Origin of the sequence: Phenylobacterium sp. (assembly GCF_013911965.1) — a bacterium.
In the GTDB taxonomy this organism is placed as follows: Bacteria; Pseudomonadota; Alphaproteobacteria; order Caulobacterales; family Caulobacteraceae; genus Phenylobacterium.
Genome location: NZ_JACESE010000003.1, coordinates 170,021 through 188,685 on the forward strand (window position 1 = coordinate 170,021; position 18,665 = coordinate 188,685).

The 18,665-nt window shown below is 71.4% G+C and carries 15 protein-coding genes and 1 tRNA gene; 9 read left to right on the top strand and 7 right to left on the bottom strand.

Annotated elements, in window-relative coordinates; translation table 11 throughout:
- Positions 1–39 precede the first annotated feature (39 nt).
- Positions 40–582 carry a DUF1697 domain-containing protein gene (locus tag H2041_RS04365; RefSeq protein ID WP_293409866.1) on the top strand — a complete coding sequence of 181 codons (543 nt, stop codon included), beginning with the start codon at positions 40–42 and terminating at the stop codon, positions 580–582.
- Here H2041_RS04365 and H2041_RS04370 read toward each other — a convergent pair.
- Together H2041_RS04370 and H2041_RS04375 are read right to left on the bottom strand one after the other, a co-directional pair.
- Positions 548–1,276 carry an RlmE family RNA methyltransferase gene (locus tag H2041_RS04370; protein ID WP_293409868.1) on the bottom strand — a complete coding sequence of 243 codons (729 nt, stop codon included), beginning with the start codon at positions 1,274–1,276 and terminating at the stop codon, positions 548–550. The genes H2041_RS04365 and H2041_RS04370 overlap by 35 nt on opposite strands.
- Positions 1,273–2,373, bottom strand: a complete 1,101-nt coding sequence (locus H2041_RS04375) for a Ppx/GppA phosphatase family protein (protein ID WP_293409870.1) — start codon at positions 2,371–2,373, stop codon at positions 1,273–1,275. Before H2041_RS04375 ends, H2041_RS04370 begins: the two co-directional genes overlap by 4 nt.
- A 163-nt stretch (positions 2,374–2,536) precedes the next feature.
- Here H2041_RS04375 and hspQ point away from each other — a divergent pair, with 163 nt between their 5' ends.
- Entirely contained in the window at positions 2,537–2,866 is a 330-nt protein-coding gene (hspQ, locus tag H2041_RS04380; RefSeq protein ID WP_293410077.1) for a heat shock protein HspQ, read from the top strand.
- Between the two features lie 64 nt (positions 2,867–2,930).
- Here hspQ and H2041_RS04385 read toward each other — a convergent pair whose 3' ends face one another.
- Together H2041_RS04385 and H2041_RS04390 are read right to left on the bottom strand one after the other, a co-directional pair.
- A complete protein-coding gene (locus tag H2041_RS04385; RefSeq protein ID WP_293409872.1) occupies positions 2,931–7,040 on the bottom strand; it encodes a translocation/assembly module TamB domain-containing protein in 4,110 nt (1,369 codons plus the stop codon).
- Positions 7,041–7,105: 65 nt separating this feature from the next.
- Positions 7,106–8,884, bottom strand: a complete 1,779-nt coding sequence (locus H2041_RS04390) for an autotransporter assembly complex family protein (RefSeq protein ID WP_293409875.1) — start codon at positions 8,882–8,884, stop codon at positions 7,106–7,108.
- Between the two features lie 297 nt (positions 8,885–9,181).
- Between H2041_RS04390 and H2041_RS04395 the strand changes: the two genes are divergently transcribed.
- From H2041_RS04395 to H2041_RS04405, 3 genes are read left to right on the top strand one after another with little or no spacing between them, the layout of a single operon-like run.
- Positions 9,182–10,588 carry a circularly permuted type 2 ATP-grasp protein gene (locus H2041_RS04395; RefSeq protein WP_293410079.1) on the top strand — a complete coding sequence of 469 codons (1,407 nt, stop codon included), beginning with the start codon at positions 9,182–9,184 and terminating at the stop codon, positions 10,586–10,588.
- Positions 10,585–11,520: an alpha-E domain-containing protein gene (locus H2041_RS04400; protein WP_293409877.1), complete on the top strand. Its 936-nt coding sequence runs from the start codon at positions 10,585–10,587 to the stop codon at positions 11,518–11,520. The genes H2041_RS04395 and H2041_RS04400 overlap by 4 nt, the downstream gene beginning before the upstream one ends.
- 14 nt (positions 11,521–11,534) lie before the next feature.
- The gene (locus H2041_RS04405) at positions 11,535–12,521 is read left to right on the top strand and encodes a transglutaminase family protein (protein ID WP_293409879.1); all 987 of its coding nucleotides are present in this window, start codon (positions 11,535–11,537) and stop codon (positions 12,519–12,521) included.
- A 6-nt stretch (positions 12,522–12,527) separates the two neighbouring features.
- Here H2041_RS04405 and H2041_RS04410 read toward each other — a convergent pair whose 3' ends face one another.
- On the bottom strand, positions 12,528–12,947 hold the full coding sequence (locus H2041_RS04410) for a hypothetical protein (RefSeq protein ID WP_293409881.1): 420 nt from the start codon (positions 12,945–12,947) through the stop codon (positions 12,528–12,530).
- Between the two features lie 127 nt (positions 12,948–13,074).
- Here H2041_RS04410 and H2041_RS04415 point away from each other — a divergent pair, with 127 nt between their 5' ends.
- The 4 genes from H2041_RS04415 (at position 13,075) to H2041_RS04430 (ending at position 17,516) form a co-directional block, all read left to right on the top strand.
- The gene (locus tag H2041_RS04415; protein WP_293409883.1) at positions 13,075–13,503 is read left to right on the top strand and encodes a DUF2946 family protein; all 429 of its coding nucleotides are present in this window, start codon (positions 13,075–13,077) and stop codon (positions 13,501–13,503) included.
- Positions 13,504–13,631: 128 nt separating this feature from the next.
- Positions 13,632–15,665, top strand: a complete 2,034-nt coding sequence (locus tag H2041_RS04420; RefSeq protein WP_293409886.1) for a TonB-dependent receptor — start codon at positions 13,632–13,634, stop codon at positions 15,663–15,665.
- A 46-nt stretch (positions 15,666–15,711) separates the two neighbouring features.
- Positions 15,712–17,076 carry a PepSY domain-containing protein gene (locus H2041_RS04425; protein ID WP_293409889.1) on the top strand — a complete coding sequence of 455 codons (1,365 nt, stop codon included), beginning with the start codon at positions 15,712–15,714 and terminating at the stop codon, positions 17,074–17,076.
- Positions 17,073–17,516, top strand: a complete 444-nt coding sequence (locus tag H2041_RS04430) for a copper chaperone PCu(A)C (protein WP_293409890.1) — start codon at positions 17,073–17,075, stop codon at positions 17,514–17,516. The genes H2041_RS04425 and H2041_RS04430 overlap by 4 nt, the downstream gene beginning before the upstream one ends.
- 7 nt (positions 17,517–17,523) lie before the next feature.
- Here the strand turns inward: H2041_RS04430 and H2041_RS04435 are convergent, their stop codons facing one another.
- Both H2041_RS04435 and H2041_RS04440 read right to left on the bottom strand, forming a co-directional pair.
- A complete protein-coding gene (locus H2041_RS04435) occupies positions 17,524–18,489 on the bottom strand; it encodes a magnesium and cobalt transport protein CorA (RefSeq protein ID WP_293409892.1) in 966 nt (321 codons plus the stop codon).
- Positions 18,490–18,547: 58 nt separating this feature from the next.
- A tRNA-Lys gene (locus H2041_RS04440) sits at positions 18,548–18,622 on the bottom strand.
- Positions 18,623–18,665: the final 43 nt, after the last annotated feature.

Consider the following 18,665-nt stretch of genomic DNA (forward strand, 5'->3'; position numbering starts at 1 on the left):
TCGTGACGCCGCCGCAGGACTGCTGAAAGGCCATAGCCGATGCCGCTCCACATCGCCCTCCTGCGCGCGGTCAATGTCGGCGGAACCGGCAAGCTGCCGATGGCGGATCTGCGCGCCCTGGCGTCGGCGCTGGGCTTCGGGGAGCCGCGCACCCTGCTGGCGAGCGGGAACCTCGTCTTCGAAGCGCCGGCGGACCCCGATCCCGGGCCCGTCCTGCAGGCGGCTCTGGACTCGCGCCTCGGGCTGAAGAGCGACGTCATCATGCGCAGCCCAAGGGCGTGGGCCGAGATGATCGTGGCCAACCCTTTCTCCGCCCTGGCCGGAGAGCGGCCGAGCGCCCTCCTCGCCATGCCGCTCACCGCCCCGCCGGCGGACGGCGCGGTCGAGGCGCTGAGGGCGGCGATTCCCGGACCCGAGCAGGTGGAACTGGCCGGCGACAACCTCTTCGTGGCCTATCTTGACGGCATGGGGACGTCGAAGCTCACCAACACCCTGATCGAGCGGAAGCTGGGCGTCCGCGGCACGGGCCGCAACTGGAACACCGTGCTCAAGCTGGCGGCGCTGACGGGGTCCGTCCCTTGAAGCCTGTGGCGACGATGTAGGTCTCCGAGGAGTCCTGCCGGCTCGCCTTCGGCTTCACGTTGCGCACCTGGGCGAAGTCCTTCTTCAGGTCGGCCAGCAGGTCGCCCACCTCCCCGCCCTGGAAGGCCTTGGCGACGAAGGCGCCGCCGGGCTTCAGCACGCTGCGGGCGAACTCGACGGCGATCTCGATCAGGCCGATGATCCGCAGATGGTCGGTCTGCTTGTGGCCCACCGTGTTGGGGGCCATGTCCGAAAGGACGAGATCCGGCGGTCCGCCCAAGAGTTCGATCAGGCGCGGCCCGCAGGCCGGGTCGGTGAAGTCCATCTGCAGGATGTGCGCCGGGGGCAGCGGATCGACCGGCAGGAGATCGACGGCGGCGATGTCCTTGACTCCCCGCTCGATGGCCACCTGGGTCCAGCCGCCGGGCGCGACGCCCAGGTCGATGACCTTGGCGCCGGGCTTGAGGAGACGGAAGCGGTCGTCGATCTCGGTCAGCTTATACGCCGCGCGCGAGCGGTAGCCGTGGGCGCGGGCCCGGGCGGCGAAGGGATCGTTGATCTGGCGCTCCAGCCAGGCCTGGGACGAGGCCGTGCGCTGCTTGGCGGTCTTCAGGCGCGCCGGCTTGCCGCGGGCCTCGTCGCTGCCGGCGCTGGGCGGCCGGACCATGCGCTTGCGGGGCGGATCCTCGCTCATGCGGTGGCCCTCGCGGCCTCGGGTTTGCGGCTGCGCCGGGTTCCGCGACGCCGGCGCCGGCGCCGCCCGCCGCGATCGGACATCAGCGACATCAGCACCCCCTCGCGCAGACCTCGGTCGGCCACGCGGACACGGGAGCACGGCCAGAGCTCCTGCACAGCCTGGAGAATGGCCGCCCCGGCCAGGACGAGGTCGGCCCGGTCGGGACCGATACAGGCCTGCTGCGCCCGTTCCGCAGGGGTGAGGCCGAGCAGCAGCCGCGCGGCGGCGTCGCACTCGTCCCGCGTCATCCAGATGCCGTCGACCCGCGAGCGGTCATAACGCTCCAGCCGCAGGTGCATGCCCGCCAGGCTGGTGATGGCGCCCGAGGTGCCGATCAGGTGGGCGCGATCCTGCTGGAAGATCTCCTTCAGCGGATCGGCGCGGCGGAAGGCGGCGATTTCGGCCTTCACCGTCTCGACCATGGCCCGGAACCAGGTCTCGGTGTCGGTCACGCCCTCGGGGAATCGCTCGGCGAGCGTGACCACGCCGATGGGGATGGAGAGCCAGGCCTTGATCGGCGGCGTCCGGCCGGAGACGTCTTCGCCGCTGAGATCGACCCAGGACATTTCGGTGGAGCCGCCGCCGACGTCCACGACCAGCGCGGCCTCTGCGCCGCGGTCGAGCAGACCGACGCAGCCAGCCACGGACAGCCGGGCCTCCTCACGCGGGGTGATGATCTGCAGGTTCAGGCCGGTCTCCTGCGCCACGCGCTCGATAAAGGCCTCGCCGTTCTCCGCGGAGCGGCAGGCCTGCGTGGCCACCGCGCGCAGCTTAACGACCTTGCGGCGCTTCACCTTCTCGGCGCTGACGGAAAGGGCGGCCAGCGCCCGTTCCATGGCGGCTTCGGAGAGGCGGCCGGTCTGGGTCAGGCCCTCGCCGAGGCGCACGATGCGGGAATAGGCTTCGACCACGCGAAAGCCGCTGTTCGACGGCGTCGCGATCAGCAGCCGGCAATTGTTGGTACCCAGGTCCAGGGCCGCATAGCAGGGCCCGTCCCTCGAACTCCTCTCCCGCGCACGCACTCTCGCGTCGGGCGCTCTCGGCGCCTCAGACATGGACCGCCACCTGTCCCCTCGCCGACGGCCCAGACTCGGGGACGGCTCGTTTGCCAGGCGACTGTAGCAAGGCGGTTCGCCTGTCGAAAGGCGTCGCCTTGCGCCATGTGACAAGACGATTACGTTCACCTCCCGGTCAGGAAACGTGGTGCACATTTCGTTCATGGAACCTCGACGCGCCAAGTTCGCCATCGGCCAGGTCGTGCGGCACAGGGTTTTTCCCTTCCGCGGCGTGATCTTCGATGTCGATCCGGAGTTCGCCAACAGCGAGGAATGGTGGCTGTCCATTCCGCCGAACGTGCGGCCGCACAAGGATCAGCCCTTCTACCACCTGCTGGCCGAGAACCAGGAAAGCTCCTACGTCGCCTACGTCTCCGAGCAGAACCTGCTGCCCGACGACAGCGGCGAGCCGGTGGCCCACCCGCAGGCGGCGGTGCTTTTCGAGACCTTCCACGGCGACCACTACACCCTGCGTCCGCGCATCAGCCACTGAGCGGCAGGCTTCGCGGGTCCCCGGACCCGAGCGCGCCGCGATCTGATGCGATCGGATCGCCGCCCTAGTAGTCCTTGCGCCAGCGGACCGCGAGCCGCGTGTCGCCCTGGCCGGTGAGACGCGAGACGATCGAGAGATTGCGCCGCACCCGCCATTCGACCTGAGCGGCCGCGCCTTCCCGGCCGCCGCCGATGATCTCGAGATAGACATCGTCGGTCAGATACTTGCCGCCCGCCACGGTGACGCCCGAAGCCTCGGTCCCCCCGAGGCTGAGCCGGTCCAGACCCGCCAGTTCGCGCAGATTGCCCACCACGTCGAAGCCTCCGCCGCCCGCCAGGGAGGACAGGGCCGCGGCGAGCTGGGCCGCCTCCAGCGTCGAGAGCTGCGCGGCCGATCGTCCGAAGAGCACCTGGGAGAGGATCTCGTCGTCCGGAAGCGACGGGGACGACGAAAGCGCGATCTCGGGCTTCGCCGCCGTGCCGCTCACGCGGATGGTGGCGGTGAGCGAGGGATCCTCCCGCGTGGCGCTGAGGTCCAGGCGGATGTTCTGGGCCGAGGTGGAGAGATAGACCACGCCGCGCTCGTCGAATTCGAACCGCTTGCCGGCGAATTCGTAGTCGCCCCGCACCACGCGGGCCACGCCCTCCAGGCGCGGTCGGGAGGTCGTCCCGGTCACGTGCGCGTCCAGCGACATTTCCACGTCCAGGCCGCGACCGCGGATGAACACGCCGCGGGGCGCGTCGAGGTTCACGTCCAGCGCCCAGCCCTCGCCGCGCTGCGTCGGACGCCGCAGGTTCTGCCGGACGTCCAGCGCCAGCGGGCGGTTGCGTTCAACGACGTCGATGGACACGACCCCGGACGGCGTCGGCGGCTCGGCGGCCACCTCCGCCTCGTCCACCGTCAGGTCGCCCGCCAGCCGGACCTTGCCCTCGGCGTTGCGGTTGACGGTCACCGTGCCGCTGGCGTCGGCCGAAGCCAGGTCGTTCTCGATCAGCCGGAAGCCGTTCAGCCGCAACTGGAAGCTGGAGACGCCGCCGCGATAGAGACTGATGCGGCCGGAGCCCTGCACGCGTCCGCCCTCGCCGTCCACCGCCGAGGCCTCGCTGACGTCGATCACCCGCTCCGACAGCGCCGCGCGGACGGTGAGATCCTGGAGGACGAGGCCGGTCGGGAAGTCCTCGAACCGCCCGCCCTCCAGCGCCGCCTGTCCCGAGAGCGACGGATCCGCCAGGGAGCCGGCGATCGTCCCGTTCAGCCGCACGCGCCCGGCCAGCGAGCGGTCGCCGTCCACCAGCAGATCCCAAAGCGGCTTGACGTCGCCATCGGCGAACACGCGTCCGCTCATCGCCTCCCGCCGCGCGATGGCCAGTCGGAACGGTTTGGCCGAGGCCTCGGTGGGCAGCCGAAGGTCGGCCTCCGCCCGCAGGCCCTGCTCGTTCGTCGCCTCGGCCTCGATCAGCAGGACATCGTCGCTCAGCCGCATCTCCACGGCGGCGTCGAGGCCGGCCGAGCGCGGCGATCCCACGCCGCGGGCGTCGGCCATGCGGGCCGACAGGGTCCCGTCGAGACGGCCGTCGCGTCCCTCCGCGACGAGGACGGCGTTCACGCGCCCGGCGAAGTCGGGATTGAGCACGGACAGGCCGATCCCCTCCACCTCGGCGCGAATGTCGGCGCTGTTCCCGGCCAGGCGGGCGTCCACCTCGACCTCCCCCCCGTCCGAGGCGACGAGGGTGAGCCGCGCGCTGCGCTCGCCGTCGCCGAAGCGGAACACCGCCGGCTGCCGGGTGGAGAAGTCCCGACCGCCATAGCCGCCTTCCCCGATGAAGGTGAGCGTGCGCGCCTGCTCGGCCTCCGCCAGGGCGCCCCTTCCTTCGAGGTTGAACCGCGAGCCGGACGCCGCGCCGCTGGCGGCGATCTGATAGGGCAGCTGGTCGATTGGGCCCTGGGCGGTCAGGCGCCCGGCGACGAGGGCGACCTCCGTCCCCGCCAGGACGGCATCCTCGGCGACAAGCTCCAGATCCGCCACAGGCGCCTCGCGCCCGTCGACGATGTCGACCTCGCCACGGATCTGCCCGCGCTGAAGCAGCGCGCCGGGACCGATGACCAGCTCCAGGTCGGCGCGGGAGGGCGTCGCACGGCGCAGGGCCAGATCCCCCTGGAGGCTGACGCCGCCGGCGCTCACCGCGATGCCGCTCAGGTTCACGCCGCTCTCGGGCAGGGCGAAATCCGCACGCGCCCGCGCCGGGCCATACTGGCTGGCGGCCGTGAGCGTGACCCGGCCCGCAGCGCCCGCTCCGCCGCGCCCGAAGCTGAGCGTGAGGTCGGCGTCTCGCAGCGGCAGCCGGGGCACGTCGATCTCGTCGATCTCGGCCATGAGGTCGACCATCGGCGCCCCAAGCGATCCGGTGATGGCCCCCGTGCCCGTGGCCTCGCCTGAGATCTCCACAGGTCCGGCGCCGAGCGGGCCCTCGGCGCTCCAGTCGATCTTGAAGGCGAGATCGCCGTCCGGGCCGTAGACCCCCGCCGTCTGCGCCTGCAGGTTGGCGCCCCGAAGGCGCGCGCTCTCGAGGACGAAACGGCCCCCTCCCCAGTCGCCCTGTGCGCGCAGGTCCGGCCGCGGGCCGAGCAGGTGATCGAGCTGGGCGTAGCCGGTCTGCAGCTCGCGGCCCTGCGCCTCGACCGTGAGAGTCCAGGGATCGCCGGCGTCCGACCCGTGGGTGGCGGTGAAATCGAGACCGAGCGCGCCCTGGGCCCCGGCCCGCGCCTGCGACAGGTTCGACAGGCGCGCCTCGCCCTGAAAGCGCATGCCGCCCAGCAGGCCGCGGCTGCCGCGGGCGTCGAGGTCCAGCCCGGCGCCGTCGGCCTCCAGGTTCCGTAGGAGCAGCCGCCCGTTCGGCCGCCGCTCGGCGCTGACCGAGACGGTGGGGCTCTGGCCGAGGAGCGCGGCCACATAGCCCTCTCCGGCGCCGCCGGCGCCGCGCAGCTCCGCCTCCAGACGGAGGCCCTGACGATCGCGCGCGACCTGAACGGGCCCCGAAACCTGACGCAGGCCATACTCGCCCAGGCCCACGCTCTGCAGGCGGAGCTCGCCGGCGAAGGTCAGGTCGCTGAGTTCGCCCTTGAGGGCGCCGGAGAGGCGAGCTGCGCCCAGGTCCCCAGCGCCGGTGAGCTGGGACAGCTCATCCGTCGACAGCACCACGAGCAGGCCGGTGCGGCCGGTCGAGCGGTCGGAGGGGTTGACCCGTCCGCGGGCCGCCAGCCTGAGGTTCTCCGCCGCCAGGCCTGCCGTCACCTCGTAGAGGTTCTGCGCCACCTGCTGCCCCGAGAGGTCGAACGTCACCTCGGGCCCCACGCGGGCGGCGATCGGACGGGTCAGGTCTGAGGCGGTCAGGGACACCTGCCCGCGGGCGGCCGCGCCGTCCGCGTTCCAGCGCCCGCTGGCCTGCAGGGGCGTCCGTTCGCCGGTTCGCGCCAGGGCCTCGAAGCGGCCTTCGCCGCTGCGTCCGTCGGCCTCGACAGCCAGTCGGAAAGGTTCGTCCGCCGGCAGGCCGAGGGCCCCGGCGATGGCGCCGCCCTGCGCCTCCACGGCCTCGACGTCGATCAGCAGGGGCCGGCGTTCGCCGATGTCGAAGACGACGTCGAGTCGGTCGCCTTCATGCAGGAGGCTTCGAGCGTGAATCTCCCCCTGCTGTCCGCCGCCCTGGCGGCGGATGCGGAGCTGGGCGGTGACGTCGTAGAGGCCGCGCTCGTAACTGAACGCCTCCGACAGGGCGAGGCGCAGAGCGGCGCGATCGACGAGGATCGTCACGGGCAGCCCGCCCGCCTCTTCCTTCTTCTCGGTCAGGGTCGGCCGGCGCAGGATGCTCACCTGCTCGGCCGTCAGGGACTCGGCGTGGAAGCGACGACGGAGGAGTTCGAGATAACGCCATGTCATCTCTATGTTTCTGGCTTCCAGCCAGACGCCTTCCTCGTCCGATATCGTCAGGCGCTCGATGCTGAAGCTGCGGAAGAGATCGCCGCGCAGCCCCTCGATCTTGAGATTGCCCAGCCGGCCGATGGCCAGGCCGTCCGTCCGCGCCTCGATCATGCCGAGCGTCGGCGGCGCCATGACGCCGAAGCGCACGGTCAGCGCCAGGGCGCCCACCAGGATCAGCAGCCCGGCGAAGACCGCCATCACGCGGCGCCTGAGGCGCGGCCTGCGGACGGCGGGCTTGGCGGCCTCGGTATGGTCCTCGTCGCTCAAAACGCCTGCCCGATGCTGAGGTAGATCTGCACGCCGGCGTCGCGCTTGTCGGTGTCGAGCGGAAAGGCGACGTCGGCGCGGATGGGGCCGAAGCCGAGGTCGTAGCGGACGCCGACGCCGATCCCGACGCTGAGATTGTCGCCGGAAGGGATCTGATCCTCGCCCACCGAGCCGGCGTCCACGAAGGCGACGACGCCCCAGCGGTCGGTGATCTGCCGCCGCGCCTCAAGGCTGACCTCCAGAAGGGACAGGCCGCCCTGCGGCGTGTCGTCGGCCAGGCGCGGCCCCACCGCCTGGTAGGCATAGCCCCGCACCGACCCGCCGCCGCCGGCGTAGAAGCGCCGCGAGGCCGGCACCTCGTCGAGCTTTCCGCCGACGAGACTGCCGACCCGCAGACGTCCGGCGATGACGGTTCGCGCCTGCTCGTCCAGGGGGAGATAAGCCGTGCCCTGGGTGGAGACCTCGAGATAGGGCAGCGACTCGTCGCCGACGATGTAGGTCGGCTCGAAGCGACCATCCACACGCCAGCCCTGGGTCGGATCCAGCGGATCATTGGATCGGTCCAGCGAGACCGCGCCGAACACCGCCGCCGTCACCAGCTCGCGGCCCAGGGCGGAAAGGCTGCGGGCGTCCTTCTCATCTGTCTTGGAGAAATCGAGCGAAGTGCCGACCGTAACGAAGGAATTCGCGCCGTACCTGCGGCGGACATCAGCAGCGACGCCGACGCCGGTCTCCTCATAGGCGTCGGTCTTTGTCCGGTAGATGTCGGCGTCCGCATGGAAGGTCTGCGCCGGCCGGCGCCAGTGCGGCAGGGTCAGGTCGGCGCCCAGCCGGCTGTCCATCTCCGATAGGCGCCCCACGACGGCGAGCGTGTCGGCCCGGCCGAGCACGTTGTAGCGGGTCCATCGGGCGTCCAGGCCGAAGCCCTCGCTGGTGGAGTAGCTCGCGCCCAGCTCGATCGTCCGCGGCTCGCGGTCGGCCAGGCCCACGATCACGGGGCGATAGCCCTCCTCCGTCAGCGCGTCCGCCGGGGCGAGCGCCACCGTCACCGAATCATAGACCCCGGTGTCGAGCAGGCGCCGTTCCAGTTCGGCGATGGAATCGGGGGCGTAGACGGCGCCCGGCTCCCAGGGCTTGAGCCGCTCGAGCCAGGCGGGGTTGGTGCGCCCCTCGGTGTCGAGATCGATGCCGTCCAGCCGCACCAGATCGCCCGCGGCGATGCGGAAGGTCGGACGGACGGTGTCGTCCTCGTGGTCGACGACCACCTCGCGGGTGTCGGCCGAGACGTCCGCATAGCCCGCGCGCTGGACCGCGGCCAGGATGCGCCCCTCGGCGGCGACCACCTCGGCGGCGCGCCCCGGGGCCCCCGGCTCGATCTGCATGGCCTGGCGGGCGGCGGTCTGCGTCTCGGGGTTCGGCGCCTCGCCGGTCCAGGCGATGTCGGGATCGGCGAACAGGAACCGCGGTCCGGGTTCGACCTCCACATAGGCCTGCGGGGTCTCGCCTTCGGTGAGGCCGGCGTCCACGCCATAGGCGTAGTAGCCCTCGGAGCGGAGCACCGCGATGGCGTCCTCGGCGGCTTCGCGGGCCTGGCGGCGCAACTGAAAGCGGTTCTGCGGCGGGCGGTCCGTGTCGCCCATGGCGCGCTCGATTCGGTCCCGCAGGTCGTCGCCGACCTCGCCCTGCAGCACGGCGCGCGGCTCGGCGCGCGCGGCGCCGGCGCCATAGACACACAGGGCAGCCGTGGCGACGGCTGCGAAGACGGATCGTCTCACGCAATCACCCTTCCGGCCCCCCGGAATCCCCGTGTAGCGACGAGTCCGTCCGCTGTCACCCCGAGGCGCGCGGCGGCCTCGAAGACGCCCCGCGGACGACGCCTCGAAATGAGGCAGGCGGCGCCCGTTCCTTGCGCTGACACAATCGCCCGCGCGGCGGCGAGACGGCGCTGCTAGGCTGCCGGCCCCTCTTGCGGTTTCGAGGAGGGGTGAGTTTTGGAGTCGGGCGTGGCGACAGCGCAGAGATCGGAAGAGATCGACAGAGTCCCCGAGGCGCCGACGGCGCCTTATGACGAGATGTACGCCGCCGACGGGTCGGTGCGGCCCCACTTCGCGGCCCTGGCGCGCCGGCTGCAGGCCCTCGGCCCCGGCGAGCTGGACGAGCGCCAGAGGACGCTGGAGCGCTTCTTCCTGCTCCAGGGCATCACCTTCACCGTCTATGGCGCGGAGAGCTCGACCGAAAGGATCATCCCCACCGACCTCCTGCCGCGGATCATCCCCGCGCACGAGTGGGCCAGGGTGGAGTCCGGCCTCGTCCAGCGGCTCCAGGCGCTCAACCTGTTCCTGGCCGACATCTACGGCGACCGCAGCATCCTGAAGGACGGCGTCGTCCCGCGCGAGCTGGTGCTGGGCGCGCCGTCGTACCGCCGGGAGATGCAGGGGCTCTACGTGCCCCACCAGGCCTATGCGAACGTCTGCGGCAGCGATCTGATCCGCCAGGAATCCGGCGAGTTCGCCGTGCTGGAGGATAATCTGCGCGTCCCCTCCGGCGTATCCTACATGCTCGCCAACCGCGAGGCGTCCAAGCGCACCTTCCCGGGCACCTTTCGGCTGGCGGGCGTGCGCCAGATCGACCGCTACCCGGACCTTCTGCTCTCCACCCTGCGCAGCATGGCCGAGTGGCGGCCCAATCCGCAGGTCGTGGTGCTGACGCCCGGGGTCTACAACTCCGCCTATTACGAGCACGCCTACCTCGCCCGGCTGATGGGCGTGCCGCTGGTCGAGGGCCGCGACCTCGTGGTCCACGACAATATGGTCTACATGCGCACCACGACGGGGCTGCGCCGGATCGACGTGATCTATCGGCGGGTGGACGACGACTTCATCGATCCGCTCACCTTCCGGCGCGATTCCTCCCTTGGCGTGGCGGGACTCTTCAACGCCTACCGCGCCGGAACGGTGGTGATCTGCAACGCCCCGGGCACCGGCGTCGCCGACGACAAGGCGGTCTACGCCTACGTGCCGGAGATCATCCGCTACTACCTCGGCGAGGAGCCCATCCTGCCGAACATCGAGACCTTTCTCTGCCGGGAGCCCGTCGAGCTCTCCCATGTGCTCGCCAATCTCGACAAGCTGGTGGTCAAGGCGGTGGGCGCGTCAGGCGGTTACGGAATGCTCGTGGGGCCGCACTCCACCGCGGCCGAGCGGGAGGTCTTCGCCCAGGCCCTCAAGGCCAATCCGGACAACTACATCGCCCAGCCCACGATCCAGCTCTCGACCGCGCCCTGCCTGATCGACGGCCAGGTCGAAGCCCGGCACGTGGACCTTCGGCCCTTCATCCTCTCCGGCGAGAAGATCACGGTCACCCCGGGCGCCCTCACGCGGGTGGCGCTGCGCAAGGGATCCCTTGTGGTGAATTCCAGCCAGGGCGGCGGGTCGAAGGACACCTGGGTGCTGGCCGACGGGGGAGAGACCCAGCCATGATGCTCGCCCGCGTGGCCGACAGTCTGTTCTGGATCGGCCGCTACGTCGAACGCGCCGAGCACGTGGCTCGCCTGGCCGACGTCATGCTCACCGCCACCCTCGACCGGACGGAGACGGCCAACCAGGTGGCGCGGATCGCCCTCTCGGCGGTCGGCGAAACCAACGAGGACCAGGTCGCCTCGCCCTTCGACGCGGCCCGCGGGCTGACCCTGGACCGGCTCAACGACGGTTCGGTGATCACCTCCCTGAGCCGCGCCCGCGAGAACGCCCGGCAGGTGCGCGACCAGATCACCAGCGAGACCTGGGAGCGGCTGAATCTCGTCCACCTGCGCCTGACCGGCGCCCAGGCGACCAAGGCCTTCGGCGACGGCTCCTCGGCCTTCCTGCACGAGATCATCGCCGACCTGCACCTGTTCAAGGGCGCGGCCGACGCCACCATGAGCCACGGCGAAGGCTGGCGCTTCCTGCTCCTGGGCGTCCACCTGGAGCGCGCCCAGCTGATCGGCCGCCTGCTCGAAGTCTGCTTCGGCCGCACGGGGGAGCGGCTGGACCACGCCGCCCTGACGGCTGTGCTGCGGATGTCCTGCGCGCTGGAGCCCTATCTGCGCGTCTACACCGCCGATGTGCGCGCCGCCTCCATCCTGGAGTTCCTGCTCCTCAATGCGGAATTCCCGAGATCCATCCGTTTCTCCACCGACCAGATCGAGGCCCATCTCTCCCGCCTCAGCCGCCAGACGGACGCCGAGCACGTCGGACCCGAACGCCTCGCCGGGCGGCTGAAGGCGCGCCTGCAGTACGCCGACATGTCCGAGATCGAGCGGGAGGGTTCGCACACCTTCCTGGAGGCGGTGCTGGCCGAGTGCGGCGCCATCCATCGGGGCGTCTACGAGGCCTTCGTGGCCTATCCCCTCGAAATGCGCCTGCCCGCCTAGAGGATCAGAACCCCGTGCTGCTCGAAGTCCGCCACGTCACCCAGTACCACTATGCCGCGCCCGTCCGCGAAAGCCTCATGGAGGTGTGGATGCAGCCCCAGAAGGGCGCGCGTCAGCGGCTGGTGAGCTTCGACCTGGAGATCGATCCGGCGACCCAGCTCTTCTCCTACGCCGACACGTTCGGCAACGCCGTCTACCACTTCGACGTCCCCCAGCCGCACGAGCGCCTGACCATCGTCGCGCGCTCCGCGGTGGAGACGCAGCCGGACATCCCCCTCCCGGAGGCGCTCGACATGGGCGAATGGGACCGGCTGCGCAGCGACTTCGTTCAGGGCGACCAGTTCGACTTCCTGCGCGAGCACGGTTTCGCCATCCAGACCGACCTCCTGCGCGCGTTCGCCGCCGAGCATGAGATCGAGCGCCTCCGGGCCAGAGACCCGCTGAGCGCCGTCCGCGCCCTGGCGGGGATCATCTACGAGTCCTTCGCCTACGAGACCGGCGTCACGGAGGCCGACAGCCCCATCGACGAGGCCCTGCGCGAGCGCCGGGGCGTCTGTCAGGACTTCAGCCACATCATGCTCGCCATCTGCCGCAGCTGGGGCATTCCCGCCCGCTATGTCTCCGGCTACCTGTTCACCGATCGCGAGGGCGGCGACCGGTCGGATCCCGACGCCACCCACGCCTGGGTCGAGGTCTTCCTGCCGAGCCTGCGATGGGTCGGCTTCGATCCCACCAACAACGTCCTGGCGGGCGAACGGCACATCGCCGCCGCGATCGGCCGCGACTACAGCGACGTGCCGCCCTCCCGCGGGGTCTACAAGGGCGACGCCGAGAGCCAGCTGGCGGTGGGCGTGTCGGTGCGGCGCGCCCGCACGGCCCTGACCGAACCCGAGTTCCTGAAGGTCTCGCAGCTGAACTTCAGCCGCAACGCCCGCCGCAGGCCGCCTCTTGGCGGGCCGCTGCACGACCAGCAGCAGCAACAGCAACAGCAGCAGCAGTAAGCCGCCTCAGCCGGGCGGCTCCTCGGCCGCGCTGCGGCGGAGGATGCGAACCGGCGGCAGGGCCAGCACGGCGGTCAGCGGCGTCGGCGCCCGGTCGCTGACGTCGCACCCGACCGTCAGAGTCAGGCTTCCGTCCCGGGCCCGGGCGCGGGCGTTCACATGCCCCCGCAGCGGCCCCCAGACGGCGCGCTGCAGAGCCGCCAGGGCGAGTTGCTCCTGCTCCACGGGGTCCCGTCCCAGCGCGGCCGCCTCCAGGGCGATTTCGGCCGCGGCGCGCAGGTGCGCTTCCAGGAGGGCGTGCCCGCCCCAACCCGCGCCCCAGATCACGCCCATCAGCAGGGCCGGCGAGAGAAGGAGCGCCACCATGGCGCCCGATCGCCGCGGATGGGCCAAGAGTCCGCCGAAGGCGAGAACGAGACGCTCCATGTGCGGCTTGATGTCGCATAAGCCGTGAAAATCCCGTTAAGGTTGCATCGCAACCCCTGCTGGAAGCCTCCCCTCAGGAGCGGATTTCGGCTTCACAGCAACGCCGACATTGACTAATGGCGCCGGCATGAGCCCCGGCCGTCTCCTTCGAACGCCGATGGGTCGGGGCGCGCTCGCGGTCCTGGCCTTCCTGGCGCTCGCCATGAAGGTGATCGTGCCGCCCGGCTACATGGCCGCGCCGGCGCGCGCCGAGGGCCCGCCGTTCGCGCTGGTTCTCTGCACCGCCCAGGGCCCCGTTCCCGCGGCCGCCCTGCCCTCGGCCGCCCAGGACGAAACACCGCACGAGCCCGCCGATGCCGACGGCGCCCGCCACAACCCCTGCGTCTTCGCCGGCCACGCCAGCGGCGCCGAGGGCCCCGAGCTTCTCTCGGTCGGCCCGGCCGTTTTCGCAGACTATGTCGCGCCAGCGCTCGCCGTCGTGCCGGCCGTCGCGCCCGGCCGCGGCCTGGCCGCGCCGCCGCTCCCGGCCCGGGGTCCTCCACATCTGACCGCCTGACGCCCCTCGCGGGCGCCTCGCCGCGCCAACCTTGAGCGCGCCGCGCCCTCGCGCGGCGCCGAGAAGGCCTGCGGCGATCCACGGACAGTTGTAGCCGGCGGCGCTTGCCGCCCTTGGGACCTTCTTCGATGAAACTGCTTCTCTGCGCCTCCGCCGGGCTCTGCGCCCTGGCGGTTCCGGCTGTCGCCGGCGCCCAGACCACCGTCGACTCCGTCATCGTCACCGCCAGACCCGATCCCGAAGACCCGGCCGTGGTCGCGGGGGCCCGGCGCGACCTCTCCGAGACGCCCGGCGCCGTCTCCGTCATCGCCGCCGAGGCCTATGAGGACCGCCTCGCCCTGGCCCTGGACGACATGCTGCGCGACGCGCCCGGCGTCTTCGCCCAGAAGAAGTGGGGCGGCGACATCCGCATCTCCATCCGCGGCTCGGGCCTTGGCAACGCCAACCACAATCGCGGCCTGCTGCTGGCTCAGGACGGCCTGCCGCTCAACGAGGCCGACGGCTATGGCGACAGCCAGATCGCCGATCCGCTGATCACCCGCTATGCCGAGGTCTATCGCGGCGGCAACGCCCTGCGCTTCGGCGGCGCCCTGCTGGGCGGGGCGATCAACATGGTGACGCCCACCGGCGAAACCGCGCCTTTCGACAACCGCATCCGGATCGACGGCGGCGCCTTCGGCCTTCTACGCGAGCACGCCGCCATGGCGCGGCAGACCGGCGCCTGGGACGTCTTCGCCGCCGCCACGAACCAGACCGGCCAGGGCGAGCGGTCTCAGAGCCAGCAGAACATCCAGTTCGGCTCCCTGAACCTCGGCCGCAGCTTCGGCGAGGATCGCGAGGTGCGCCTGATCCTCAACGGCGGGAACATCAAGCAGGAGATCCCCGGCGCCCTGACCCGGGTCCAGTTCGAGACCGATCCGAAACAGGCCTCCGCAGGCAATGTGGCGCGCGACTACGCCCGCGACCTGCGCAGCCTGCGCGGCTCCCTTCGCACCCGCTGGCGGCTGAACGAGTCCGCCGTGGTCGAAGCCGGCGCCTACGTCATCTGGAAGGAGCTCGACCACCCGATCTTCCAGGTCATCGACCAGGAGAGCCGCAACTACGGCCTCTTCGCCCGGCTCGACTGGCAGGGCGAAGTCGCCGGCCTGCGCGCCGATGGCTATGCCGGCGCCTGGCTGCGTGAAGGCGACCTCGACTCCCACCTCTACGTGAACCAGCAGGGCGCCCGCGGCGCACTGACCAGCGTCTCCTTCCAGAACGCTGCGGCGCGCGACATCTTCGCCGAGGGCCGCCTCTTCGTCACCGACCGCCTGGCCCTGGTCGGCGGCGCGACCTGGGGGGCGGCCGAGCGAGACTACCGAAGCTTCGCCGTGCCCGGCCAGCCGATGACCTTCAACCTCTCCACGGGCAAGGACTTCGACTGGCTCGCCCCGCGGGTGGGCCTGCTCTGGGAGGCGCCGGACGGAGCTCAGCTCTTCGCCAACCTGACCAGATCGGTCGAGCCGCCGAACTTCGGCGCCCTGTCGCCCAGCGGTGCGGGCTTCTCGCCGGTGGAGGCGCAGGAGGCCTGGACGGCCGAGGCGGGCGCCCGCGGCCGGCGCGGCGCCCTCACCTGGGACGTCACCCTCTACCGGGCCGAACTCGACAAGGAACTGCTGATGTTCTCCGTCGACAACGACCATCCCGCCTCAACCTTCAACGCCGACGAGACGGTCCACCAGGGACTGGAGGCGGCGCTCGACTGGCGTCTGGCCACGGGCTGGCGCCTGCGCCAGACCTATGCCTGGTCCGACTTCCGTTTCGACGGCGACGCCCAGTACGGCGACAACCGACTGCCGATCGTGCCGGAGCACCTCTATCGGGCCGAGCTGCGCTACGATCATCCGGCCGGCTGGTTCGCGGCGCCCTCGGCGGAGTGGGTCCCGGAGGGGCCATGGGTCGACTTCGCCAACACGGTGCGGGCGCCGGACTACGCCATAGCCAACCTCAACCTGGGCTGGACGGCGCCCCGCGGCGTCACCGTCTTCCTCGACATCCGCAACCTGACCGACGAGGCCTATGTCTCCAACGTCCAGCCGGTGACCACCGCCTCGCCCGCCTCGGCCGTCTACTGGCCGGGCGACGGCCGGTCGATCTTCGCCGGCCTGACGGTCGAGTTCTGAGGTCCATGGGCGGCCCCGCCGGGGCCGCCCCTTCAGGAGACGCCGGATGATCGACCCTCGCGACAAACCTCTGAGCCGGCAGGGCGGCCTCTATGCGGCCCTTTGGCGGCTGCACTTCTTCGCCGGCCTGATCGTGGCGCCGGTTCTTCTGTTGATGGCCGCCACCGGCGGTCTCTACCTGTTCAAGGCCGAGATCGACGGCCTCCTCTATGGCCGCCTCACCCGGGCTCCGGCGCCGGAGGTTCGCCTGCCGCCCTCGGCCTGGGTGGCCGCCGCCGAGGCCGCGACCGGCGGCGAGGCGCGCCGGCTGACCCTCCCGGCCGAAGGCCAGGCCGCCGCCGTTCTCGTGCGCCTGCCGGACGGGGGCGAACGCCTGCTTCACCTCGCCCCCGCCGACGCCCGACTGATCGGGGAGAGCCCGCCCGGCGGCGCGCTGGGCTGGATCAAACGCCTGCACAGTCTCGAAACCTTCGGCCCCTGGGCCAACCTGCTGGCCGAGATCGCCGCAGGCTGGGCGATCCTGCTGGTCGTCACCGGCGCGGTTCTCTGGTGGCCGCGGCCGGGCCAGCCGGCGATCGCCCTGCGCGGAAGCCCCGCCCGCCGCCCCTTCTGGCGCGATCTCCACGCCCTGATCGGCGTCTTCGCAGGCGCGGTGATCCTGTTCCTGGCGGTGACCGGAATGCCGTGGTCGGCCGTCTGGGGCCAGCAGGTCCGGGCGATCACGAACCAGGCCGGCTGGGGCCGCCCGGAGGCCCCGCCCGCGGCCGGGGGTTGGCGACCGGCGCCGGCGGCCGAGGCCGAGACCCACGCGCACGGGGCCATGCCCTGGGCCCTCCAGGGCGAAGCCCTCGCCGCCCGGACGTCGGCGACGACCGAATTCGCGGACGCCGTCGACGCCGTCGCCGCCGCCACGTCGCAGCGGATGGCGCCGCCGTTCGACCTGACCCTGTCGCGCGACCCGGAACTGGCCTGGACGGCCAGCCGCGCCGGCGGCGGACGGGTCGAAGACATGCGCACCCTCTACCTGTCCGCCGACGGCGGCGTGCTCGCCGACATCGGCTATGGCGCCTTCGGCCCCGCCGCCCAGGCGATCGAATGGGGCGTCGCGGTCCATCAGGGGGCGCAGTACGGCTGGCTCAACAAGCTCGTCATGCTCGCCGGCTGTCTGAGCATCTGGGGGCTGGCCATATCCGGGCTGATCATGTGGTGGAAACGCCGTCCCGCGCGGCGGCTGGGCGCGCCGCCCCGTCCGCCGAGCCTCCGCGCCTATGCGACGGCGGGCCTCGTCGTCCTGCCGATCGCCCTTCTCTACCCTCTCGTCGGAGCCACGCTCGCCGGAGCCCTGATGATCGACGCCCTCGTCCAGCGCCTGCCGCGCAACACGCACCGAGCCCAAGGAGCCCAAGCATGATCCGCACCGCCGTCCTTCTCGCCCCCCTCGCCCTGCTGGCGGCCTGCAGCCCCTCGCCGCCGGCCGATCCGAAGGTCGTCGCCGCCGACGCCTGGTGCCGCCCGACGGCGGAAGGCGCACGCGCCGCCGGCTGCTATGTGACGCTCACCTCGACGACAGACGACCGCCTGGTGGCGGTGGAGAGTCCGGCCGCCGCGCGGGCCGAGATCCACACCATGTCAATGACCGACGGCATCATGCGGATGAGCAGGTTGGAGGACGGCCTGGCCCTGCCGGCCGGCGAAGCCGTGGCGCTGAAGCCGGGCGCCGAGCATTTGATGCTGCTCGAACCCGTCGGCGCTCTGAACGAGGGGAGCCAGACACAGCTGACCCTCACCTTCGAGCACGCCGCGCCGGTGACGGTGACCGCCCAGATCCGCAGCGCCCCGCACGGATCCTGAGGCGGCCTCAGAGCCACCGCGAACGCCGGAACTGCAGGAAGAGCAGGCCGCATATGACCGCGATCAGGCCCAGCACGACGTAGTAGCCATAGCGCCACCGCAGTTCCGGCATGACGTCGAAGTTCATGCCGTAGATGCCGGCCACCGCGGTCGGGACCGCCAGGATCGCGGCCCAAGCGGCCAGCTTGCGGGTGATGGCGCCCTGACGCTGCTGCTCCAGGAGGCTCGCCACCTCGAAGACCGAGGCCAGGCCTTCGCGCAGGCCGTCAACACGGCTCACCACGCGTCGGACGTGGTCGGCGACGTCGCGGAAGTAGGGCTTGGCGTCGGTGTCGATGCACGGCAGGTCGAGCAGTTCGAGGCGGTTGGCCAACTCCTCCATCGGGCCGAGCATCCGGCGGAACCGCAGCAGTTCGCGACGCAGGGTGAAGATGCGGCGGATATCTTCGCGGGAGAGGAAGGTGTCCTGCGCCCGATGCTCGAGGGCCAGCACGCTCTCCTCGATCGCATCCACGATCGGCGCATAGCCGTCGACGACGAAATCCAGGATGGCGTGGAGCACATAGTCGGGCCCCTTGGCCAGCATGCCTGGGGCGGCCTCGAGCTGGGCGCGCAGCTCCGTGTGGCCCCGCGCCGAGCCGTGGCGGACGGTCAGGATGTGGCTCGGCCCCACGAACATGTGGGTCTCGCCATACGCGATGTGGTCATCGACCAGCTCGGCCGTGCGCGCGACGACGAAGAGTTCGGCCCCGTAGACCTCCACCTTCGCCAGCTGATGGGCGGACAGGGCGTCTTCGACAGCCAGGGGATGGAGGCCGAACCGCCCCTGCAGGGTCCGCAGTTCGCGCTGGTCGGGCTGGAGCAGTCCGATCCAGGCGAAGTCGCCCGCCCCGAGGGCGAGACCCTCCTCGGTCAGCGAGGCTTCCCGGACCCGGCGGCCGTCCCGGTAGACATAGGCTGCGACAATGCTCACGCCGCCCGGCTCCGCCTCCAACGCGACCGTCCGAGCTCTGCGGCGCAGGATCGGGAAATGGTAGGCCGGCTGGGATTCGAACCCAGGACCATTCGATTAAAAGTCGAATGCTCTACCACTGAGCTACCGGCCCGTGGCGCGGCGCAGGATGTCGCGCCGGCCGAAGCGGGCGGACC